This is a genomic window from Indiicoccus explosivorum, assembly GCF_002167005.1.
GTDB classification, from domain to species: Bacteria; Bacillota; Bacilli; order Bacillales_A; family Planococcaceae; genus Indiicoccus; species Indiicoccus explosivorum.
The window spans coordinates 21,939-43,004 of record NZ_NHTN01000030.1 but is presented as its reverse complement, the minus strand read 5'-3'; the positions used below and the strand labels follow the sequence as shown (position 1 = coordinate 43,004).

Annotated in this window: 22 protein-coding genes; 4 read left to right on the top strand and 18 right to left on the bottom strand. The window is 54.7% G+C overall.

Annotation, left to right across the window (positions count from 1 at the left end; translation table 11 throughout):
• Positions 1–8 precede the first annotated feature (8 nt).
• The 8 genes from CCE92_RS09890 to CCE92_RS09855 all read right to left on the bottom strand — a co-directional run bounded on the left by CCE92_RS09890 (position 9) and on the right by CCE92_RS09855 (position 6,319).
• Positions 9–737: an amino acid ABC transporter ATP-binding protein gene (locus CCE92_RS09890; protein WP_277621523.1), complete on the bottom strand. Its 729-nt coding sequence runs from the start codon at positions 735–737 to the stop codon at positions 9–11.
• Complete coding sequence (locus CCE92_RS09885) at positions 734–1,378, bottom strand: amino acid ABC transporter permease (protein WP_088007387.1); 645 nt, start codon at positions 1,376–1,378, stop codon at positions 734–736. The genes CCE92_RS09890 and CCE92_RS09885 overlap by 4 nt, the downstream gene beginning before the upstream one ends.
• Before the next feature lie 54 nt (positions 1,379–1,432).
• Positions 1,433–2,206, bottom strand: a complete 774-nt coding sequence (locus tag CCE92_RS09880) for a transporter substrate-binding domain-containing protein (RefSeq protein ID WP_088007385.1) — start codon at positions 2,204–2,206, stop codon at positions 1,433–1,435.
• A 127-nt stretch (positions 2,207–2,333) separates the two neighbouring features.
• The gene (locus CCE92_RS09875) at positions 2,334–2,720 is read right to left on the bottom strand and encodes a DUF2512 family protein (RefSeq protein WP_241535963.1); all 387 of its coding nucleotides are present in this window, start codon (positions 2,718–2,720) and stop codon (positions 2,334–2,336) included.
• Positions 2,721–2,778: 58 nt separating this feature from the next.
• Positions 2,779–3,315: an isoprenylcysteine carboxyl methyltransferase family protein gene (locus CCE92_RS09870; protein ID WP_088007381.1), complete on the bottom strand. Its 537-nt coding sequence runs from the start codon at positions 3,313–3,315 to the stop codon at positions 2,779–2,781.
• Positions 3,312–4,379, bottom strand: a complete 1,068-nt coding sequence (locus tag CCE92_RS09865) for a type III polyketide synthase (protein WP_088007427.1) — start codon at positions 4,377–4,379, stop codon at positions 3,312–3,314. Before CCE92_RS09865 ends, CCE92_RS09870 begins: the two co-directional genes overlap by 4 nt.
• Before the next feature lie 73 nt (positions 4,380–4,452).
• Complete coding sequence (locus CCE92_RS16345; protein ID WP_088007379.1) at positions 4,453–5,547, bottom strand: general stress protein; 1,095 nt, start codon at positions 5,545–5,547, stop codon at positions 4,453–4,455.
• Between the two features lie 55 nt (positions 5,548–5,602).
• The gene (locus CCE92_RS09855) at positions 5,603–6,319 is read right to left on the bottom strand and encodes a type 1 glutamine amidotransferase domain-containing protein (protein WP_162287860.1); all 717 of its coding nucleotides are present in this window, start codon (positions 6,317–6,319) and stop codon (positions 5,603–5,605) included.
• Between the two features lie 158 nt (positions 6,320–6,477).
• On the opposite strand from CCE92_RS09855, the gene CCE92_RS09850 reads away from it, so the two are divergent.
• Positions 6,478–7,581 (top strand): S-layer homology domain-containing protein, encoded by a 1,104-nt coding sequence (locus CCE92_RS09850; protein ID WP_088007375.1) that lies wholly within the window; start codon positions 6,478–6,480, stop codon positions 7,579–7,581.
• 42 nt (positions 7,582–7,623) lie between these two features.
• On the opposite strand, the gene CCE92_RS09845 is transcribed toward CCE92_RS09850, so the two are convergent.
• Both CCE92_RS09845 and CCE92_RS09840 read right to left on the bottom strand, forming a co-directional pair.
• On the bottom strand, positions 7,624–8,061 hold the full coding sequence (locus tag CCE92_RS09845; RefSeq protein WP_088007373.1) for a YaiI/YqxD family protein: 438 nt from the start codon (positions 8,059–8,061) through the stop codon (positions 7,624–7,626).
• A gap of 14 nt (positions 8,062–8,075) precedes the next feature.
• Positions 8,076–9,137: a mechanosensitive ion channel family protein gene (locus CCE92_RS09840; protein ID WP_088007372.1), complete on the bottom strand. Its 1,062-nt coding sequence runs from the start codon at positions 9,135–9,137 to the stop codon at positions 8,076–8,078.
• Positions 9,138–9,350: 213 nt separating this feature from the next.
• Here CCE92_RS09840 and trhA point away from each other — a divergent pair, with 213 nt between their 5' ends.
• Positions 9,351–9,989, top strand: a complete 639-nt coding sequence (gene trhA / locus CCE92_RS09835) for a PAQR family membrane homeostasis protein TrhA (RefSeq protein ID WP_088007425.1) — start codon at positions 9,351–9,353, stop codon at positions 9,987–9,989.
• A gap of 39 nt (positions 9,990–10,028) precedes the next feature.
• On the opposite strand, the gene CCE92_RS09830 is transcribed toward trhA, so the two are convergent.
• The 8 genes from CCE92_RS09830 to CCE92_RS09795 all read right to left on the bottom strand — a co-directional run bounded on the left by CCE92_RS09830 (position 10,029) and on the right by CCE92_RS09795 (position 19,795).
• Complete coding sequence (locus CCE92_RS09830; protein ID WP_162287859.1) at positions 10,029–10,877, bottom strand: STAS domain-containing protein; 849 nt, start codon at positions 10,875–10,877, stop codon at positions 10,029–10,031.
• A 56-nt stretch (positions 10,878–10,933) separates the two neighbouring features.
• Positions 10,934–12,115 (bottom strand): MFS transporter, encoded by a 1,182-nt coding sequence (locus tag CCE92_RS09825; protein ID WP_088007368.1) that lies wholly within the window; start codon positions 12,113–12,115, stop codon positions 10,934–10,936.
• Positions 12,108–12,539: a MarR family winged helix-turn-helix transcriptional regulator gene (locus CCE92_RS09820; RefSeq protein ID WP_088007366.1), complete on the bottom strand. Its 432-nt coding sequence runs from the start codon at positions 12,537–12,539 to the stop codon at positions 12,108–12,110. Before CCE92_RS09820 ends, CCE92_RS09825 begins: the two co-directional genes overlap by 8 nt.
• 146 nt (positions 12,540–12,685) lie before the next feature.
• The gene (locus tag CCE92_RS09815) at positions 12,686–12,979 is read right to left on the bottom strand and encodes a YbyB family protein (protein ID WP_088007364.1); all 294 of its coding nucleotides are present in this window, start codon (positions 12,977–12,979) and stop codon (positions 12,686–12,688) included.
• 139 nt (positions 12,980–13,118) lie between these two features.
• The gene (locus tag CCE92_RS09810; RefSeq protein ID WP_088007362.1) at positions 13,119–14,387 is read right to left on the bottom strand and encodes an acetyl-CoA hydrolase/transferase family protein; all 1,269 of its coding nucleotides are present in this window, start codon (positions 14,385–14,387) and stop codon (positions 13,119–13,121) included.
• Positions 14,388–14,450: 63 nt separating this feature from the next.
• Positions 14,451–15,377, bottom strand: a complete 927-nt coding sequence (locus CCE92_RS09805) for a ketopantoate reductase family protein (RefSeq protein WP_088007360.1) — start codon at positions 15,375–15,377, stop codon at positions 14,451–14,453.
• A 177-nt stretch (positions 15,378–15,554) separates the two neighbouring features.
• Entirely contained in the window at positions 15,555–18,647 is a 3,093-nt protein-coding gene (locus CCE92_RS09800; protein WP_088007358.1) for an SbcC/MukB-like Walker B domain-containing protein, read from the bottom strand.
• Complete coding sequence (locus tag CCE92_RS09795; protein WP_088007356.1) at positions 18,644–19,795, bottom strand: exonuclease SbcCD subunit D; 1,152 nt, start codon at positions 19,793–19,795, stop codon at positions 18,644–18,646. Before CCE92_RS09795 ends, CCE92_RS09800 begins: the two co-directional genes overlap by 4 nt.
• A 155-nt stretch (positions 19,796–19,950) precedes the next feature.
• Between CCE92_RS09795 and CCE92_RS09790 the strand changes: the two genes are divergently transcribed.
• Positions 19,951–20,181: a transcriptional regulator gene (locus tag CCE92_RS09790; protein ID WP_088007355.1), complete on the top strand. Its 231-nt coding sequence runs from the start codon at positions 19,951–19,953 to the stop codon at positions 20,179–20,181.
• A gap of 58 nt (positions 20,182–20,239) precedes the next feature.
• Positions 20,240–20,680 carry a YtoQ family protein gene (locus CCE92_RS09785; protein ID WP_088007423.1) on the top strand — a complete coding sequence of 147 codons (441 nt, stop codon included), beginning with the start codon at positions 20,240–20,242 and terminating at the stop codon, positions 20,678–20,680.
• The last annotated feature ends 386 nt before the right edge of the window (positions 20,681–21,066 follow it).

The following is a 21,066-nucleotide window of genomic DNA, read 5'->3' as shown; positions in this document are numbered from 1 at the left end:
TTTCAGCTCTATAGGATTTTACTCAGGAATGCCTGCGTCCGCTCTTCCTTCGGATGGTCGAACAGCTCTTTCGGAACATTCTCTTCGACAATGTACCCGCCGTCCATGAAAATCACGCGATCGCCCATTTCGCGGGCGAATCCCATTTCATGGGTGACGACGACCATCGTCATCCCTTCCTTCGCAAGCTGCTTCATGACTTCCAGCACGTCTCCGACCATCTCGGGGTCCAGTGCGGATGTCGGTTCATCGAACAGCATGATTTTCGGATCCATCGCCAGTGCCCGCGCGATGGCCACCCGCTGTTTCTGGCCGCCTGACAGTTCTCCCGGATACGCGCCAGCTTTTTCGCCCAATCCGACTTTATCCAGCAGCTGCCGCGCTTTTTCATCCGCTGCCGCCTTGTCGCCCTTCTTCAGTTTCAAAGGCGCCAGTGTGACGTTCTGGAGGACCGTCATGTGAGGGAATAAGTTGAACTGCTGGAATACCATTCCCACTTCCTGACGGATTTTATTGATATTCAGTTTCGGATCCGTGATATCCTGCCCTTCAATGTAAACGTGCCCGCCTGTGATGCTTTCCAGCCGGTTCAGGCAGCGGAGGAATGTGCTTTTACCGGAACCCGAAGGTCCGATGACGCACACCACTTCCTGTTCTTCGATCACAGCGTTAATGTCTTTCAGGACTTCCAGGTCGCCGAACGATTTCTTGAGGTTTTCCACTCGGATCATGGTCATCGCAGCACAAACTTCCTTTCTGTAAAGTCCGCCAAGAGCGAGAGCAGGTAAATCACGATAAAGTAAATGACGCCCACGGCGAACCAGATGCTGAAGTAGTCGAATGTCGTACTGGAGGCGATTTGACCCTGCTGCGTCAGTTCGGCGATTCCGATGACCGACAGCAGCGACGTATCTTTCAAGGAAATGATCGCCTGGTTCGTGAATGCCGGCAGCATCCGGCGGAATGCCTGTGGCAAGATGATATAGCGCATGTTCTGAGTCGCATTCAGACCGAGTGAACGCGCGGCTTCCGTCTGCCCTTTATCGATCGACTGGATTCCGGCCCGGATGATTTCCGCGTAATAAGCGCCCGCGTTGATCGCCACGGTCAAAATCCCGGCCGCTATCCGATCCAGGGAGATGAACTCCAGCATATTCAGTCCGAAGTAAATGAAAAATAATTGCACAATGAACGGTGTGCCGCGGATCGCATCCACGTATACCTTCGCGATCCAGTTCAGAATTTTCGAAGGCGCCAGCCGCAGCAGTGCCACAATCAGGCCGATTGCAAACCCGAAGATGATGGCGACTACGAATATGTAAAGCGTCAGCTGGAGTCCTTCCCAAAAATAAGGCAACGCATTGATAATGTTCTCCATAGCAGCCCTTCCTTTCTAAAAAATGCAGCGCGCTTTCGCGCGCTGCCGGTTATTCTATTCTGCTAAATAGGTGTTGAGGATTTCGTCGTACTCCCCGCTTTCACGGAGTTCCGCGAGACCTTCATTGATCGCTTCCAGCAGTTCCTGATTTTCGCCTTTCAATACCGCGATGCCGTACTGGTCGCCGTTCAGGCGTTCACCGACCGTTTTTAGCGGAAGATCGCTTTGAGAAATTGCGTAAGAAATGACCGGATAATCCTCGATCAGCACATCCGCGCCGCCATTGGCCACTTCCTGGAACATGGACGGGCTGTCTTCGAAACGCACGACTTCAAAGCCGTATTCGTCAGCGTTCTCCATCGCGAATGTGGCACCCGTTGTCCCGTTCTTGACCGCCACCGTCTTGCCTTCGAGATCTTCAAGCGATGTAATCTCTTCATTATCTTCATGGACGACAAGCGTCAGGCCAGCGTCAAAGTACGGTTCCGAAAAATCAACGATCTCTTTTCTTTCGTCCGTAATACTCATACCGGCGATCGCCACATCAAGCTGACCAGCCTGCAGGGCAGGGATGATGCCGCCGAAATCCATCGGTTCGAGCTCGATTTCGAATCCTTGATTCTCCGCGATTGCACGGATCAGATCGACGTCGATTCCTTCGTATTCACCGTCCACTTCGTATTCGAATGGCGGATAAGTCGTATCGATTCCGACTTTATAGACTTCTCCTTCGATACCCGCTTCGCCGGCCGCTTCTTCGCCTTCACCACAGGCGGCAAGCACGAGCAGGACGCTCAGAAGCAGGGCCAGTAAGGTCCACTTTTTCATGATGATAAATCCCCCTTTTTTTCACAATTGTTTGAGCAATTATTAATATACCACAACAACCGGGTTCTTTTCTATATATTCTGTAACAGAAAAGGCTCCCCCACAGGGGAGCCTTTCTCTGATTCGGTCAGTCCATCACACGTTCTGTCAGCACATGTCTGTCAATATACAAATGATAGAACCATTCACCCGCCGCCAGGACAAGTGAGGCGACAAGCGCTGCCAGAATAAGTTCAATGTCGGGATCAACCATGACGATACCCAGCCACCAGATCAGGACGAACACCAGAAAGAAATCCGAGACTGTTGCAATCAGGTTCCGCTTTTTGCGTTCCGATGCCGCTGCCGAATGACCGAAAATCATCAGGTCGCCGACGATATAAGCCATCAGGGTCACGATGGCGCTCAGCCAAAGAGTGTCTCCCCATTCGACATCAAAGAGCCAAGTCAGAATGACCGAGAAAACGACTGCGACAAGAATGAACTTTAAAAGAATGGCTTTTACATGTTCCACGATTTCCCCTCCTTCCTAATCTACAGACCCCATACCCTATTTCATTCCAGTCAATCCGTCATTCCGGATATGAGCGGCTGTTCCGGACTTCCAGCTTTTCCAGCGCCTTCTCCTCCGCGGGGATCCGGACGAACAGAAGCAGGAAGGCATTCAGGACTGTAAAGAGGACCGCCGTCCGCCAAGCGCCGAAAATCAGCGGAAGGGATAGGATTTCAAGTGCGACCACTGCATAATTCGGATGGGGAATCCATCGGTAGGGTCCCCGCTGCACCCGTTCCGCACCCGGCAGGACGAGAATTTTCGTGTTCCAGAAACGGCCGAGTGAAACGAGCGACCAGACGCGGAGCACTTGGGCCGCTATGAAGACAAGGAAAAACAGCTGCCATCCTGTGTAGCCCCCGGTTCCATACCAGACCGCCTCGGCGATCAGTGACATGAAAAACAGCACGTGCAGCAGGACAATCCACTTGTAATGCCCTGCCCCTGATTCCACCGCCCCTTGTTTCCGCATCCATTTTTCATTCCGGCGGGCCACCAGAATTTCGAGCAGGCGCTGCAGGACGACGACAGCAATCAGTGTGAAAAAAAATGTCATTCCATCAGCCCTTCCCACTCCAGCCAGACGAGTTCCGAACTGAATCCCGGACCGAGAGCGGTCAGCAGTCCGTTTGTGCCATCCGCCGGCTCCTGTTCCATGAATTCCTTCAGTACGTACAAGACGGTCGGCGACGACATGTTTCCGAATCGGGTGAGGACTTCACGCGAAACCGCCGTTTTCTCCCGGCTGATATCCAGCGCTTTTTCGTAGGCGGCCAGCACTTTCTTTCCGCCCGGATGTGCGATGAAATGATCAATGTCAGCGCCTGTTTTGCCGATCGAATCCAGGAAGCCGTCAACGTTCGGCTTTAGCCAGTTCTCGATAATAGAAGGGATATCCCGCGAGAACACTACATGGAGACCGCCGTCTTTCACGTCCCATCCCATTACTTCCTCGGATTCAGGCATGAGTGTCGATTGCGTATCGCGGATAAAGAAGCCGTCCGCCCCTGCTGTCCGGTCTCCTGAAACGAGCGCGCAGGCTGCGCCGTCCGCGAAAAGGGACGTACCGATCAGATTGCTCTTCGACAGATCCTGACGCTGGAACGTGAGGCTGCACAGCTCGATGCAAAGGACAAGTACGGTCGCCTCGGGATAGGCGAGGCAAAAGTCATGTGCCCGGCTGATTCCAGCCGCTCCGCCGGCGCATCCCAAGCCCCAGAGCGGAATCCGTTTCACGTGCGGAGGAAAAGCCAGCTTGTTCATGATCCGGGCGTCAATGGTCGGCGTGGCCATGCCCGAACTCGAGACAAAAATGAAAGCGTCGATGTCATCGGGTGAGAGCCGGGCTTTCGCCAGGCTCCGCATCACCGCATCGCTGCCCATTTCGACAGCCTGGTCAACATAGCGCCCATTCTTCTCCTCCAGTCCGCGTTCTTGTTCGAACCAATCCAGCGGCGCCGCAAAATAGCGGGACTCGATCTCCCCGTTATCAAACACTTTCAGCAGCCGCTCGATATCAGCGAACTGGCTGCCGAAAAGGTTCCGGACAACTTCGACCGTCTGCTGCTGATCCACTTTATAAGGTGCATTCGCTGTTGCTACATTACGGATATACGGCATGCTTATCCCCTTTCCCGGCTGAAGCCGTTTCAAAAAGCCGCCCCTTCTCCAAGGGACGGCGCTTTGATTGCAATTAAGATTTCCGGTCTTTCCGGTCTTCCCGGTCGGGATCCAATTCGATGTTATGGCCGTCATCGATCCGCCCGCGCCCCAAATCGCGCGCAGCTCTCGTCCGGCGGTCATCGTCGCCGATCGTGTCGTTACCGAGGATATTGCGTTCCCGGAAAACTCCGTCGGACTCGTGCTCCATGCGGTCGTCTTTCAGCCCTGGCCCCGGCTTCAGGAATGCCCGGTCCGCCGGTGCGTGATCCGCCCGCCGGATGCTGTCCCCTCCGTCATTCCGGTCAGTCTCCGCATTTCTGTCCGGATGGCTTTCCGTGAGGGGATCCCGGCCGAAACCGACTGTCCGCTCGTCATCCGTCCGGTCAGGCGCCAAATCTTCACCTGTCACGGGGTGACGCTGGTCACCGCCGACCATGTCGCTTGCGATGAAGTTCCGGTCGCCAAGTTCGGAATCCCGGTCCCTGGCATTCGCTCCATTGCCCGGCGTTCTGTTATCCGAAGGGCCGGTGTACGTTTCCTGACCCGGGAGATCGTCGCCTTCCCGGTACACGACTCCTGCATTCCGGGAATCATCAAGAGGCTCCGCCGGATTCCGATTATCCCGATCGAACGTCTCCCGGCGTTCAATGGTGATTCCTCTTGTATCCGCTTCGTCCCGCACCGGAATTCCGTCCCCTTCTTCAACGAGCACCAGTATTTTCCCTTCATTGAAATGAGACTCATACTCGTGCGCCTCTTCTTCCGGGACACCCATGCCGATCAGTGCGCCTGCGAGTCCGCCGACGCCTGCACCGGCTGCCGCGCCCGTCAGGCCGGCTGCGATCGGTCCGGCTGCGAGAACCGGTCCGACGCCTGGTATCGCCAAAGCTCCGAGACCGGCCAATACACCGCCGATACCGCCGATGGCGCCTCCGGCCAGCGCGCCGGCCGCCGCGCCTTCCCCTGCCTGAGTATCCGTTTCATCCGCCACGTATTCCGATTCACCTTCATCCTTACTGATCACAGAAATCTGTTCCGGATGATACCCTTGATCTTTCAGATCTTCAATCGCCCGGATCGCTTCCTGTTCCGTTTCGTAATAGCCTACCACTTCATGGTTTTTCATCTTACGTCCCTCCTATTCAGCAAATCCGTCCTAAAATAGTGTATATATTCAACATTTACCCTCCGCTTTTTTGCAATAAACCCGGCGTGACCGTCTCCAGTTCCGATGCTGTGCGCCTTGCCACCCCTTTGACTGAAGCGGGATTCTGCCCGGTGATCACTCGGCCGGACGCAGCGACGCATTTGCCGAATGGGAGGTTGGATTGCTTAAAGATCGTCCCTTCCGCCTTTAATCTCTGTTCAAGGGAAAATGGGAGATGGTTATACATCCTGATCAGTTTTTCTTCAATATCCGCGAATCCGGATACCACATGTCCATTCAGCAATCCTGAACCATCGGACAATTTCACGTCCAGCAGCGCAGCCGGGCCATGACAGACAGCCGATACCACCCCTCCGTTCTCATAAACGGTCCGGATGATTTCTTTCAGCCGCTCGTTTGCCGGAAAATCTTCCATGGCCCCATGGCCGCCGGCAAAATAAACAGCGGCATAGTCTTCGGCGGCAATCTCTTCGACGGTCCGCGGCTCCCAAAGCTGCTTCATGAAACGGTCGTCCAGGTAATAAGATCTGGCCTCCTTATCGGGCACCATCGCCGCAAGGCTTTTGGGATCGATCGGCACCCGCTGTCGCGACGTGGAAACGACATCGACCGGATACCGCCGGCTGATCACGTCATAGAAACCGGTCAATTCACTGAACCAGAGGCCGGTTTTTTTCCGTTCTTCCCCCAGTCCTGCCGCATTCGTGACAACAGCTAATACTCTCTTCATCCAGCATCCCTCTCTCTTCAGATTTCCTTTTCCCTGTATTCCCTGTCCCGGCGAAACTACTCGCCGTACACTAAAAAATAATTTCTGAAAATACAGTTTACTTTTATCTGTTGAATCGCCGGATGTGGTAAACTGAAGGCAAACGAGGAGGGGTGTACATGAAAAAGCTTCTGTCTTCCGCAGCCGCTGCCTGCCTGGTCCTGTTCGCATTCATTGCTTCTCCTGCCAGTGCTGTCGTAAGCTTTGATGACGTGCCGCCTTCTTACCGTTTTTATGAAGAAATCGTTTATCTGCATGCCGAAGGAGTCATTGATGGTTTTGAGGATGGGACGTTCCGGCCGAATTCCACAGTCACCCGGGGACAGGCAGCCAAGTTTATCGGTGATGCATTAGGTCTTGATGGAACTCAGCGCGGAACGGATTTCAGTGATGTCGCCGCCGGCAATACGTTTTCAGGTTATATTCAATCCGCAGCTGAAGCGGGAATCATCAGCGGATATCCGGATGGCACATTCCGGCCGCATGAACCCGTAGAACGCCAGCACGTCGCCTTGATGCTCGCAAAAGCCTTTGATTTCCCTCAAGTGCTCGACGAGGATTTCACGGACGTCGGCCCTAATATGGAAGCGTACGAAGCCATCGCCATTCTGGCGAACTTCGGGGTTGCTCAAGGCTATCCGGATGGCACATTCCGGCCGGAGCAGGATGTGACACGCGGACAGTTCGCCGCATTCCTTGCCCGCGCCTACGAGCCATACTTCATTCCCGAAAAAGCAGCGCTTCTTGAAACTTCGAACGACATCCTGCAGCACCTGAAGGATCAGGATTTCGAGGCTGTAGCAGAGTATGTGGGCAGTGAAGGGCTCTCATTCTGTCCGTTTGCAGGCGGTTGTGCAGATGGTGACGGAGTGACGATGGCCAAGGGACAGGTCAGAAATTTCATGGAAATCACCACTGAGTATTTGTGGGGCTACGAAGCAGGAAGCGGATTCGAGATCAACCTGACACCGGCTGAGTATTACGATAAGTACTTGCTCGATGCGCCTTACGAGGAAAAAACGATGTATGGCAATTCCGGGGATTCCATGAGCCGGGAGCTGATCCGGGAGCGCTATCCTGAAGCAGTGATCATCGAGTATTACTATCCTGGTACCGAAGCCAACAGCTATATGGACTGGCAAAGCTTGAGCATGGTATTCGAAGAACAAGCGAATGGCGACTGGACACTTCTCGCCCTGGTCAACGACCGCTGGACGCCTTAAACAAACGGAACGGCCGGGCTGCTCATGCCGGCCGTTCCGTTTTTAGCGCCTTAGTCCGAGCAGCGGCCGCAGCGCCTCTGTAAACCGCCTGTCATCTTCGGCCCGCCTCTTTTTCGGACCTTTCGTCCGGCCGCCTGCCTGCCGGAATTTTTTTGCTTCATGCCTTGAAAATAGCAGAAGATCAATGTTGTTTTCGGTATAGACGCGTCCATTCTGATCGATCGGCACACCTCTTTTGGCCAGCGCCATTGCCGCAAGCCCGTAATCCTGTGTGACCACGACATCTCCTGCCTCCACCCGATTCACCAGCACGAAGTCCGCCGCATCTGCACCTTTGGGGACCGTAATGGTTTCAGCACCCTCCCGCTGCATGATATGGGCGGTATCACAGAACAATAAAACCGGGATTCCGGCTTCCCGTGCAGCGTCAATGGCTTCCGCTGTGACTGGACAGCCATCCGCATCAATAAGTATTTTCATGTCGCATCACCTTCTCAGCCTTCATCTCGTTTATTCCAATTATCAGCCAGCTTTACTTCATTTTCAGTGAACAGACGAGCGATACCGTGCCGCAGGAGGCTCTCCACTTTTTCCTTCGTTTCCACATCCACCACCCGGACTTCCACCTGAAAATCCAATGCGGAATTCCGGAAATCGATGAATTGGACGTCCGGCTGCTCAACAGGCACGCCGACCGTCCTGTCGATTTCCTGTTCAGCCGCCTCCAGCAGGAGACGTTCCACTTCACGAGTATCACTGCCGTAAGCTACACTGACGATCACCCGGGCAAAAAGCTGTGCGGAAGACCGGTTTTTCACGATCTGTTCGATGAAATACTGGTTCGGCACGACCAGTGTCCCGTCTTTCAGCGTCTCCACCACCGTCGATCTCAGCTTGATTTTCGAAATCCGTCCGATTTTTTTATCGATTTCGACCAGTTCGCCGACTTCCATCGGGCGTTCAAAAAGAATGATGATGCCGGACACAAAATTTGCGGCAATGTTCCGCATACCGAAACCGATCCCGATTCCAAGGACGCTGAAAATAACGCCGACCGCTGTAAGGTCAAGGCCTGCAGTCGTAAAGCTGACGATCAGGGCCAAAAACATCACGGAATAGTAGATGATCCGGTTCAGCGTATACCGCATTCCCATTTCCAGGCCGAACTGTTCGTAGACGAAAGGCATAATGTACCGGTTCACCGCTTTGACGGCACGGTTGGCGAGAGTCACGATCATGATTGCGATGACGATCAGCAGGAGTGAGATTTCCACCCCTTCCGTTTCATAAAACGGATCCGTCAGCCAGCTTTCTGTCCAGAAGTAATTCAGGAAGAACAGGATGACTCCATAAAAAACAAGGGAATTGACCACATCTTCAATCAGCGGAAAGGTGCGGATCTGGAAGTTCTCCTGTCGGAATTTCGTCTTCAGCACCCGAAGGAAAACGGATTTCAATATGAAAATCCCCGCAATGCACACTAAAAACCATACGATTTCACTGATAAAGATTTCCTTCAGAACCCCTGTATTCTCAAACAGCCGGATTTCCCCCATCCTGTTCCTCCTCTCTCTTCGTATGCATACAATTGCATCCGTTATTCCTTTACCCAGTTTCAGCTTTTGCTAGCACTTCCTTCGGCAAAAAGCCATTCCCATTCAGCCGCGGTCACCGGAAAAACGGGGCGCGGCTTTAAGTTTTCCGGAAACGTGTGGTACCATTCTTACTATACGGCTGTCTAAATTTACATAGAGAGGTTCGTGCCTGATTTGAAACAACATATTCGGGAACCGTTCAATGCCTTATCCCATCTGTTCGGCGCCGTCCTGTCCCTTCTTGGCGGAGCGGCGATGATTTTTAGGGCTGTCTCGCAGGAAGCCCCTGCACTCCATGTGGCTGCTGTCGCCCTTTTCGGCATCACACTCATTCTTTTATACGGGAGTTCCACGGCTTACCATTGGGTGAAGGACGACACATCGGAAATCAGGTTCCTGCGCCGAGTCGACCACTCGATGATCTATGTGCTGATCACCGGATCCTATGCCCCTTTCTGCCTGATCACCTTGGAAGGTGTAACCGGCTGGACGATATTTCTGCTCGTCGCCGGACTGGCGGCCGCCGGTATTCTGCTGGCCATGACCGCCTTCAATAAATACCGGAAAACTACGACGGTTATTTATATCCTGATGGGCTGGATCATCATCTTTGCGCTGAAACCGCTGTCAGCGCAGTTGTCGATGCAGGGGCTGATCCTGCTCGTGTCCGGCGGTGTCTTCTATACGATCGGCGGCGTTCTGTACGGCATTGAAAAAGCACTGGATAACCGGAATTATCACAAGGTGTTCCATGTATTCACGCTCATCGGCAGTTTCGCCCATTTTTCCGTTGTCTATTTTTATATTCTATAGTAAACAGCCCGGTCTCTATTCCAGAGTCCGGGCTGTTTGTCATTTTTTTTGCAGTTTGAGCGCTTCAAGAGCGCGCATCAAGTTGGCATGCACTTCGATTCCGCCGAAATCCAGCCCGAGTGAAATGGCCGTCTGTGCAATCTCCGGACGGATACCGGATAAAATCGATTTGACGCCGACCACGCTCAGCGCCTCCATCAGCTGGAAAAGCTGATGGGCAACCATTGTGTCAATGATCGGCACTGCCGACAGGTCGATATACAGCGTATGCAGCCCTTTTGCCGTGCTCTGGTTCAGCGTCGTCTCCAAGATCACTTTCGCTCTGTATGTATCGATGTCGCCGACCAGCGGCAAAATCCCGATTCCCCGTTTGATCGGGATGACCGGACTGCTAAGCTCATTGATGACTTCCTGCTGCGCCGCCAGGATTTTTTCGTGCGCTTCCTGGTAGTGGCGCACGAAGCTCTCGATCACATAATCGAACGCGCTGTTCATCCAGCCGCTCCAGCGAAGCGCGTCGACCGCGGTGGCTTCAGACGAGGGCTCCTCGAAAAACTCCCGCACGAATCCCCAGTAGATTTGACGGAAGACACGGATCTGCCCTACCACGTCTTCAAGCGGGACAGCAGTCTTCACCCGCTTTTCCGCGATTTCCGATGTCCACTGCTCCACGTATTTGCGGTAAATTTCTTTGTCTTCAATAAAAACACGGGAAATGGCATCGATGAACGCCCCATTCTCCGCTTTTAGCTGCGCTTCGGTCTGTGAACCGGCATCAGCCGCATACACGGTACCCGCGCCATTTTTCCGGGTACTGAGCCACGCTTCCGTGATCTCCTTCTTCCGGCCGATCAAATAATCATGTAGTTCTCTGCTGATTTTCCCCATGACAGGTTCCGCTCCTTCCATCGGCTCTGCTACAATTTTAATGAAATTCCGATATTTTATCTACTCTCAGTGAAAGAAGACCGTTTTCCTGATGCACGGATATACACAAATATAATCAGCAGGACAGCCGCCGCCAATGAGGCATACAGGTCCGCATAACCGAGAAAACCGGCAGCCACTCCCAGCAGGATGGAACCCAGCGCGATGCCGCCGTCATAAAACATGAAGAAGGTAGCGGTGGCATATGCGCTCCGGTGATCCGCCGCCGCCTGAATCGCCAATGTCTGGAAGCTCGGCAGGATCGTACCGTATCCCACCCCGATCAGCGCTCCGGAAAGAAGGAGCATCCAGGAGGAATCCGTGAAACTCAAAAGGAACAGCCCTGCTGCAAACAGGACAAGCGAGGGAATGATGATTACATCAGGCCCATACGCATCGAAAATCCGGCCAGTGACCGGACGGACTAAAAGCATCGCGGCTGCATAAACGGCGAAAAAGAAGCCGGCCGCCTGAATGAGGCCGAGGGATTCCGCGTAAACCGATATGAATGCAATGATGCTGGAATACGCAATCGCCACGAAAAAGCCGGTGAAAGCGATCGGCAGCGACTTCCGTTCAAGAAGATCGTCGAACGATACCTTCCGGGCAGTATGCTCCGCCGGTCTGCCGGCAGCCGGCGCCTCCACAAACAAGCTGCAGGAAAGCCCGGCAATCATCAGCAGGCCGAACAGCAGGAAAATCATTTCATAGCTGATCAGGGGCTGCAGGGTCAACGCGATGAACGGCCCGGCGACCACCGCCAGATTCATCGACATCCCGTAATAACCGATCCCTTCTCCGCGCCGGGCGGGCGGAATCATGTCAGCGGCGATCGCTCCGGCCGCGGTTGTGGCGATACTGAAAGAAAACCCGTGAAGGAACCGGATGATGAACAGCATCGCCATTCCGTCCGCAGTCGCGTAGAGGAACGTTATGCCGCCGAATACAAATACACTGACGAGCAGCATGGACTTCTTCCCGAAACGGTCGAGCATCATGCCTGCGAAGGGCCGGAGGAGGATGACGGAGGCCAGGAAGATTGAAACGACAAGCCCCGCTTGAGCCGAATTGCCGCCCAGCTCGTCCAGCACATAAATCGGAAGAAGTGTCAGCAGCGCATAAAATACGGTGAAAACAAAAAAAGTGCCGACAAAGTTATTCACAAAGCTCTTCGTCCAGATCGGCTGCTTCTCAGCCATCCAACCCCTCCTTTCCAGTGCTGTCCGCGTTTATTTTCCGGAGGAGCGTAAGGAGCAGCTCCTGTTCTTCATCCGTCAGGCCGGACAGCAGAAATTCTTCCTGGGCACGGATCTGCTCCGCGATATCAGCCAGTGATCCCTCTGATTTCTCCGTTAGCTGAACAATCCGCTCCCGCTTGTCCCGCCCTTCTTTCCGGACGACCCAGCCCTGCTCTTCCAGCCGGATGACCGTACGTGTCACTGTCGGCGCTTCGACGTTCAAGTACTGCCAAATATCCGTCTGTGACATGGGGCCCCGGCGTTTCAGGAGAGCCAGTATCGACCACTGCGAACTGTAGAGGCCATAACGTTTCAGCAGCACGTTCGCTTCTTTGACTGAAAGACGGGCTTTTTGGTGAATTTCGTGAAAAAGGTCATTTTTCATAACTAAACTCCCCGCAATACTTACTTAAGTAAATAAATCAACTTTTCAAGTATAGTATCCAAAAGAGCGGAAGTAAAGTCCTGCGCAGCCGCAAACAGAAAAAGACCTCCGCCATGGATAACGGAAGCCTTTCTTCGAAGCCGGCCTTAGGCGGGCTTCTCCTGGTTTTTGTTGAAGTACTGCACGCTCGTAAGTGCGCCTTCATCCACCATCCGGCCGTCTTCATCGTACTCGGGCTGGCCCCAGATTTCCATGTAGACAGCGCTCAAGATCCTGCGGACCGTTTCCGCCTGCTCGATTGCATTCTCCACGAACTGTTCCGGGTCTTTGACTGCTTCCGTGAAGTTGTGTGCCACTTCTTCACGGCTCCGCTTATTCGTTAATATCAATCCTGCCAATACAGTGCCTGTCACGAGAATCAGTTTGGACGAAGTTTTCAATTTCCGTCTCCTCCTTTTCAATTTATGTTCCGTTCAGGAAAATTGAGCAGTCTCGTGATGGTTTAATTATCTCATTTTTCTGTTTTATTTTTCAAACAAAAGACTCTTTTCCGTTCAAGGAAAAGAGCCGTTAACTGCATCATATAAAAAGTCCTTGTTTTTTGGCGTCAAACCGCAATTCATCCCGGAATTTCGGGTGCGCCACGGCGATGAGCCGCTTGGCGCGCTCCGCCAATGACACGCCGTGCAGCCGGGCAATGCCGTACTCGGTCACGATGTTGTCAACGTCATTTTTCCCGGTCGTCACAACCGATCCCGGTGTGAGGTTCAGCCTGATGCGGGAAATAGTGTCGTCTTTCGCCGTTGAATACGTACAGATATATCCCTTACCGTTCTCTGCGAACCGCACGCCTCTCGCGAAATCGATCTGGCCGCCGCTCGAAGAAAAGTACTTGCCGCCGACCGTTTCGGACGCGCACTGCCCGTACAGGTCGACTTCTGTCGTCGCATTGACCGAGACGATATTCTTTTCTTTCGCGATTTCCCGGGGGTCATTCACCACGCTGACCGGCAGAAATTCAAGCGATGGGTTGTTATGGATGAAGTCATACAGCTTCTGCGACCCGTAAGCGAACGTCGCGATGATTTTGCCGGGGTTCGTGAATTTTTTCGTGCCATCGACCGCGCCGGCTTCGACGAGATCCGCGATGGCCGACGGCAGCATCTCCGTGTGGATGCCGAGATGGCGATGATCCTTCAGCATCGAAATGACGGCGTTCGGCACGGAGCCGATGCCGATCTGCAGTGTATCACCGTCCTGGATATCCGCCACCACTTTCTCGGCGATGTCGCGGTCCTTGTCGCTGACCGGCACTGCTTTCTCTTCCGTCAGCGGCGCGTCATGCTCAATGAAACCGGCAATCTGGCTGATGTGGATCTGGTTCTGGCCGAACGTGCGCGGCATGTGTTTGTTCACTTCGAGCACGAAGGGCACTTTCCCGATGAAGTCCGCGATATAATCCGCCTGTGTGCCGAGCGAGAAATAGCCGTGTTCGTCCATCGGCGCGGCGACCGTAAGGATCATGGACAGTTTTGTCGTTTTCTGAAGAAGGCGCGGCATCTCATGGAAGTTGTTCGGCACAAGCTCCATCTTCGCCTGCTGGTACACCTTGCGTGTCGCCCCGCTCAGGAAATAAGAAACGTGCTTCAGGTTCTCCAGTTCCCCGTTAATATAAGCCCGCGGTTCCAGCGCAAGCATCTGATGGATCTTCACACCGGACAGTCCGGCTGCCCGTTCTTCCAGAATATCGAGCAGCCGGTGGGGTTCCCCGTTTGCGATCGGGATGATGAGATCCGCTTCCCGCTCGATGAGCCCGATAAATTGTTCTGCTGTCAGCTGTTTCATCATTGAGGTCACTCCTGCATGTTTTCTAAAGCTCCACTTTAGCACAGTTTGCAGGAGAAATCCCACCTACCACTCGGCGATGCGCGCTTTCTGGTACAGCGTCAGTTTCGTATACACGGTCTCAAGCACCGGCACATCGACCCCGTGCTCGTGCGCCAGTTTCAGCAAGTACCCCTGCAAGTGGTCCGCTTCTGTCGGCGCGCCGCGCTCCACATCTCGCTGCATGGACGATTTCATACCGTGACCGAGACCGTTTATTTTTCCGTATAAGTCTTCGGCAATAGTTTCGCTGATCGGCGCCCCGGCCGCCTCCATCACCGCTGTTATTTCATTCAGCAGCGCCTTGACCGCCCGCTGCCCGCTGTCCAGTTCCCGGATCGGCCCGATCGGCGCTTCAAAAAGCGAAGTGATGCCGGACATCGCCGTGATGAATAAATACTTGTGCCACATTTCCTGTTCGATATGGTCACTCAGCTGGAAATCGGCATTTGCGCCTTCGAACGCCTGCTCGAGCCGGCGGATCCTGTCCGTCGTTTCACCGCTGCGTTCGCCATAGATGAGCTGATGCATCGGGCTTTTCTGCACGATCGTTCCGTCGTCGTCGAGCGTCGATTCGATAAAGCACAGTCCGCCGGCCACCCGCTCTTCACCGAATGCCCGCGTCAGTTCCTCCATGTGTGAAATGCCGTTCAGCAGCGGCAGGACGACGCCGTCTTCCGCCAAATGCGGCCGCAAGTCCTCGATGGCCCGAATCAGCTGATACGATTTGACCGACAGCAGCGCGACATCGAACTTTTCATCATTTTCGCCGCTGACGAGCAGCCTCGGTTTCGCACTGAAATCGCCGTGCACGCTGTTGATGTTAAATCCGTTTTCTTCAAGTTTCCGTTTCCGGCTTTCCCGGACGAGAAACGTCACGTCTTCCCCTTTTTCCAGCAGCCGTCCGCCGAAATAACCGCCGACCGCGCCGGCACCTACAACCAAAATTTTCATGGCCCGCACCTCCTGTGTCAGTAAACGCCGCCGCAGACCTATGCAGGCGGCTGTTTCGGGAATAAATACCCGAATTTCGAGAATAAACACTCTGAATCCGAGAATAAACACTCTGCATTCGAGAATAAACACCCTGGATTCGAGAAAAACGATCCGCAAAGGCAGCCGGCCTTTCCGTCACTTGATCACAAATTTCGTCCGGCTGTGCCCGTCCCTCGATTTCGTCACTTCGAGGATGGCGGGGATGGCCGTCTTCAGTTCCTGAACGTGTGAAATGATGCCGATCATGCGGCCGGACTTCTGCAGGTCGACGAGGGTGTCGATCGATTTCTGCAGCGCTTCTTCGTCCAGCGATCCGAATCCTTCATCGATGAACATCGTGTCGATGGCGACGTTGCCCTGGAAACTTTGGATGACGTCCGCCATTCCGAGCGCGAGGCAGAGGGAGGCGTTGAATTTTTCGCCGCCGGACAGCGTCTTCACATCCCGCGTCTGACCGGTGTAAGCGTCATATACATCGAGGCCGAGCCCGCTCTGCTTGCCGCGTGTTTCCTGCCGTTCGCTCCGCACGAGCGTGAACTGCCCGTGGGAAAGCCGTCGCAGCTGTTCATTGGCGGATTCCAGGATCTGTTCCAGATACTCGATTTGCAGATAACGCTCGAAGGACACTTTCAGCCCATTCTGTCCGCGCACCACGTCATACAAGTCCGTGACCCTCGACAGTTCCGCTTCCCGCTCGTCGCGCCGTTCACCGGCGGAGCGGATGTTTTCGGCAAGCTGCTGCGCTTTGTCTCCGAGTTCTTTCACCCGGTTCAGCTTTTCAAGCGTCTCGTCACAAGCTTGCTGAAGTGCCGCCAATTCCGCTTCCGCGGCTTCGAGATCCGTCTCCGTAAAACCTGCCAGCCCAACGGTCAGCTCGCGGATCCCTTCCCGGAGCGTATGGACTGCCTGGCGGTGAACAGAGATGGTTTTGCTCAGACGGTCCATTTCCGTTTCCGGCCGTTTCGCTTCCTGATACGCTTCTTCCGACGCAAAGGCGGATTTGCCGAGCGCTTCCTGGAACTGCGCGATCGCTTTTCCTTCTTTTTCATGCGCTTCAGCTGCCGCCGTCTCCAGATGCGCAGCCGTCACCGTGGCGTTGCTGTACCGTTCTTTCGCCTGCTGGTAGCCATCCTGTGCCTGCCGCCACGCGCCCTCTAGCCGTTCCTTCCCATCAGCCGCTTTTCGGATTGCTTCCGCGAGTTCACGATCCGTACGCAGCTGTTCAGGCACTGATTGGATCAGGCTGTCATAAACAGCCGCCGCCCTTACTGCCGCTGTCCGCTGTTCGTTCACCGCTGCCTCTGACTGCTGCACTTCATGTCTCAAGATCTCCAGCTGTTCCGTCTGCTTGCCGGCAGCGGTCCGCAGTTTTTTCAGCTGTTCCCGGCCGGAACGGAGTTTTTCCAAAACGGCTGTCAGTTCGCTGGCTTCCTGCTCTTTCTGTTCAAGGACCGAAACAGCATCTCCAGTCGCCAAACCGGCACTCCTTGCTTCCTGCCGCTTGTCTTCGAGTTGTTCCTGCAGCGCATGCAATGCCGCTTCCCCGTTACGGAATGCGCGGTCCGCCGCTTCGAGCCGCTCTTTCTTCCGTTCCAGCTCGTCTTCGGAAAATCCATGGGACTCTCCCATTTCCGCTTTCGCAGGATGTTCCGTGCTGCCGCACACCGGGCAGGGCTCGCCATCATGCAAACGTGCCGCGAGAAGCGCCGCCTGACTGTGCGTCCGCTCCGCCTCCAGTTCCCGGTAAACACGCTCCGCTTCCCTGAGGGCTCCCTGCTCTTTTTCAGCCGCACGCGCCAGTTTCTCTTTCTTCGCTTCAAGCGCCGTCAGTTCCTTTAGAATCCGCCGCTCGTTCTGCAGGACGGCGTGCTGTTCCGCTTTTTCATCAAGCGGCGCTGTCTGTTCGTCCAGCTGGTCGATTTGGAGCTGCTGTGCGCGCAGGTTTTCCTCGAGCTTCTGCAGTTCTTCCGATTTCATTGTAAACTGCTGTTCCGCCCGTTCCGCTCCGGAAGCGGTCTGTTCCATTTCCATCCGCTTCCCGGCGAGGTTCTCCACCGCCGGCTTCAGCTGTTCCAGCTTCACGAGCTCAGCCGCCGCCTGCGCCCGTTCTCCCTGGCGGCCCTCTTCCGCTGTGTAAATCGCTTCCGCCTCTTTCAGCGCCGCCTCCGCTTTTCCGACAGCGTCCGCGGATTCCCGGCGCTGCGTCTCTTTGCGCCGTTTTTCATCTTTCTGCTCGCGGACGTATGCTTCAAGGCTGACGATCGCCTGCGCCCGTTCCGCCTGCTTCAGTTCCGCTTCCTGTGCCTGTACGATTGCTTCGTTGCGTTCGAGTTCCTGCAGCCGCTCTTGTTTCTGCCGCAGGTCCCGGAACCGGCTGTTCACTTGCTGGGCTTCGTGATAAGCCTGCAGCCGGTCATCCGCCTGCTTCTTCTGCGCTGCATACAATCCGTCCGTCTGCTTGGCGGTTTCCCGGTAATGGGCTTCTTCCGCCGCCAGGCCGCTGAGCACTTGCCGGATATTCGCGTGCTCTGTCTGCAGCGCGGCAAACAGTTCCGTCTCCCGCTCCGGCAGCGCCGAACGGATTCCCGCGATTTCATGCTCCACGATCTTCTGTTCAGCTTCAAACGCGTTTTTCAGGTCATCCCGCCGGACCTTCAGTTTCTCCGCAAACCACTTGTAAGGTTCCGTCTTGAAGATTTTCCGCAGAATCACTTCTTTGTCGTCCGTCTCGGAAACCAGCAGTTTGCGGAATTCCCCTTGCGGCAGCATGACGATCTGGCTGAACTGGCTTTGCGTCAGGCCGATGATTTCTTCGACACGCCGGTTGATTTCCGACACCATCTGCCGCTCGACGCACGGTTTTTCGCCATCTTCCGCCAGTTCGAAAAACTCACAGCGGTCGCCTGTCGCGGTTTTATTGCCCTTTTTCACATGTCCCATCTGACGCAAGATCCGGTACGTCTTGTTATGTACAATAAACTCCATTTCCACGGCCGTATGCGTCGCGTCGTCTGCGAAGTCGCTCCGGAGCCCTTTCGACTCTTCGCGGTCGGAACCGCTCGCCGAACCGTACAGCGCAAAGCAGATGCCATCGAAAATCGTCGTCTTCCCGGAGCCTGTGTTGCCGGAAATCGCGAACAGCCGGTTGTGCGCGAGCTCCGTGAAATCGATCAGTTCCGTCTTCTTGTACGGTCCGAATGCCGTCAGTCTGAGTTTGAGCGGTCTCATGCTTTTTCTTCCTCCCCGCCATGGATTTCCTGCAGCACGTCCGCAAACAGCGCTTCCGTCTCTTTTGCAGGCGCGGCACCTTTCACTTCTTCATAGAACGCGCGGAATAAAGAAAGTTCGTCCATCTGCTGCCGGGAGCGTCCTGACGTCCGGTTCCCGGAAGCGGACGGAATGGACCGTTCGACATGCATCGCGTTCGGGTAAACAGTGCGGATCTTCTCCATCGGATAGAGCACCGGCGTTTCATCCAGCAGTTTCACAAACACATAATCGTCGCTCCGTTCGTGTTCGAGGATGTCATGGATTTTCCCTGTGACCGTCCGCATGTCGCGGCGCGGTTCGAACAGCCGCTTTTCAGCCGTCACGCTGCCGTCCGCTTCAAGTGTCACAGCATAATAGCCTTTTTGATGCCGTTCTTCCGAGATGGAATACTTGAGCGGTGAGCCGGCGTAGCGGATGTGTCCGGATCCGGTATGGTGCGCTTGGTGAAGATGGCCGAGCGCCGCGTAATGGAAATTATGGAAATGCTCCGCGCTGACATGCTCGGCCCCGCCGACCGACAGTGTCCGCTCCGATTCGCTAGTGTTGTCTTCCGGTTCCCCGTGCGGTGTGGCGAATAAGTGGCCGACGAATACATGACGGGCGGCCGGATCGGCTGAGGCATGGATCGTTTCCGTGATTTTCCGCATCGCGTCATTGTGCGTCGAAATCCCGTCTTCGCCGAATGCGTGGCGCACCTGCGAGGGATCGGCATATGGGACGAGATGGAAATGCACATCGCCCGCTTCATCCTGCAGCACGACTTTTTCGATTTCCGGCCGGAAACGTCCGGCCATGTGGAAGCCATTCACTTTCATGAGGCGGCTGCCGAAATCGAGCCGGCCGGGGCTGTCATGGTTGCCTGCGACCGCAAGAACCGGCGTCTTCAGACGGATCGTGATATCGGCCAGCACTTCATCCAGCAGATTCACCGCATCCGTCGGCGGCACCGCCCTGTCATACAAGTCACCCGCAATGATGACCGCGTCCGGTTTTTCGTTTTCGATCGCCTGCACGAACTGCTCCAGCACATGCCGCTGGTCATCGGTCATGTATACACCCTGCACGAGCTTGCCGAGGTGCCAGTCGGCGGTATGGAAAAACCGCATATTATCCCTTCTTTCCGATTGTTTAACAAAGAATATATGTTCGTTCAATTATAGGAAAAATCCGGTATCAGGTAAAGGTGCGTTTCGTTGCATTTATTCGCTGTTCGGGTTAAAATAGGAACAAGCGTTCCCTATTTATCCGAGAGGTGAAAACCATGCAGACGCAGGTTCTAAAATATTTCAAGACAGGTGAACCGATCACCATGATGTACATGGCCGCGGACGGATCCATCACAAAACGGCGCATCAAAGTGCTGAAAGTGGCCGGCGACTCCTTTCAGGCCTACTGTTTCCTGAGACGTGAAAAACGGACATTCAAATTCGAGAACGTCCTGTCGCTGCTGCCTGTCACTGTCCGGGAGAGACGGGCGCCGGCGGTCGGATGAACAGACCGGCGGACATTGTGGTAAACTGGAGGAAATCGCGTACGAAGGGATGATGGTGATGAGACTGACAGTTTACCTCGCCGGCGAGATCCACAGCGACTGGCGCAAAGAAATCCGGGATAAAGCGGAAGCGCTCGGACTTCCGGTCGATTTCACCGGGCCGATGGAAGATCATGAGCGCTCGGACGGGATTGGCGAAGAGATTCTCGGCGAACAGCCGAACGCCGTGTTCCGCGACCAAGCGGCTTCGAGCTTCAACAATTTGCGGACGGAAGTGCTGCTCAATAAAGCGGACCTTGTCATTGCGCTGTTCGGCGAACAGTACAAGCAGTGGAACACGGCGATGGATGCGAGCGCGGCGGTGGCGACCGGCAAGCCGCTCATCCTGATCCGTCCGGAGAAGCTGCACCATGCACTGAAAGAACTGTCCCGCAAAGCGCATGTGACGGCCGAGACACCGGACCAGGCGCTGAAGGCGCTTGCTTACATCTTTAATTGAAATGCCAAAAGGCTCCCCGATGGATGGGGAGCCTTTTCAGATTGTCGAGAAAAAAGCCATAACCATTTTACATCTTCAGTCCTGCCCTGTTTTCAAGAGAACCTGCCGGTCCAGAAAAGGGGGAACCCGGCCCTTTCCGCAGACGGACGGCCGAGCCTCCTCACGCGCTGACGCGCGCTCCGGGGTCTCTTCCCTCCGTTATTCTGCCGGAGTGGCCGGGATTCCTCCCCTTTTCTTTCCGCCTTTTTCTGAAGGGAATGGGCATTGACTGGATGATGTCTTCTGTTTCATGCTTGCTGGAAGCCCCTGAGCATCAGAAGCAGGCACCAAACCAGGACAGTTTCCGTGAGACACCCAGGCTTGTATCGCCGCTCCGGCAGGATTGA

Coding starts and splice junctions, on each gene's coding strand:
- CCE92_RS09890 (WP_277621523.1), bottom strand. CDS start 737: ATGACCATGATCCGAGTGGAAAACCTCAAGAAATCGTTCGGCGACCTG.
- CCE92_RS09885 (WP_088007387.1), bottom strand. CDS start 1,378: ATGGAGAACATTATCAATGCGTTGCCTTATTTTTGGGAAGGACTCCAG.
- CCE92_RS09880 (WP_088007385.1), bottom strand. CDS start 2,206: ATGAAAAAGTGGACCTTACTGGCCCTGCTTCTGAGCGTCCTGCTCGTG.
- CCE92_RS09870 (WP_088007381.1), bottom strand. CDS start 3,315: ATGACATTTTTTTTCACACTGATTGCTGTCGTCGTCCTGCAGCGCCTG.
- CCE92_RS09865 (WP_088007427.1), bottom strand. CDS start 4,379: ATGCCGTATATCCGTAATGTAGCAACAGCGAATGCACCTTATAAAGTG.
- CCE92_RS16345 (WP_088007379.1), bottom strand. CDS start 5,547: ATGAAAAACCATGAAGTGGTAGGCTATTACGAAACGGAACAGGAAGCG.
- CCE92_RS09855 (WP_162287860.1), bottom strand. CDS start 6,319: ATGAAGAGAGTATTAGCTGTTGTCACGAATGCGGCAGGACTGGGGGAA.
- CCE92_RS09850 (WP_088007375.1), top strand. CDS start 6,478: ATGAAAAAGCTTCTGTCTTCCGCAGCCGCTGCCTGCCTGGTCCTGTTC.
- CCE92_RS09845 (WP_088007373.1), bottom strand. CDS start 8,061: ATGAAAATACTTATTGATGCGGATGGCTGTCCAGTCACAGCGGAAGCC.
- CCE92_RS09840 (WP_088007372.1), bottom strand. CDS start 9,137: ATGGGGGAAATCCGGCTGTTTGAGAATACAGGGGTTCTGAAGGAAATC.
- CCE92_RS09830 (WP_162287859.1), bottom strand. CDS start 10,877: ATGGGGAAAATCAGCAGAGAACTACATGATTATTTGATCGGCCGGAAG.
- CCE92_RS09825 (WP_088007368.1), bottom strand. CDS start 12,115: ATGGCTGAGAAGCAGCCGATCTGGACGAAGAGCTTTGTGAATAACTTT.
- CCE92_RS09820 (WP_088007366.1), bottom strand. CDS start 12,539: ATGAAAAATGACCTTTTTCACGAAATTCACCAAAAAGCCCGTCTTTCA.
- CCE92_RS09810 (WP_088007362.1), bottom strand. CDS start 14,387: ATGATGAAACAGCTGACAGCAGAACAATTTATCGGGCTCATCGAGCGG.
- CCE92_RS09805 (WP_088007360.1), bottom strand. CDS start 15,377: ATGAAAATTTTGGTTGTAGGTGCCGGCGCGGTCGGCGGTTATTTCGGC.
- CCE92_RS09800 (WP_088007358.1), bottom strand. CDS start 18,647: ATGAGACCGCTCAAACTCAGACTGACGGCATTCGGACCGTACAAGAAG.
- CCE92_RS09795 (WP_088007356.1), bottom strand. CDS start 19,795: ATGCGGTTTTTCCATACCGCCGACTGGCACCTCGGCAAGCTCGTGCAG.
- CCE92_RS09790 (WP_088007355.1), top strand. CDS start 19,951: ATGCAGACGCAGGTTCTAAAATATTTCAAGACAGGTGAACCGATCACC.
- CCE92_RS09785 (WP_088007423.1), top strand. CDS start 20,240: ATGAGACTGACAGTTTACCTCGCCGGCGAGATCCACAGCGACTGGCGC.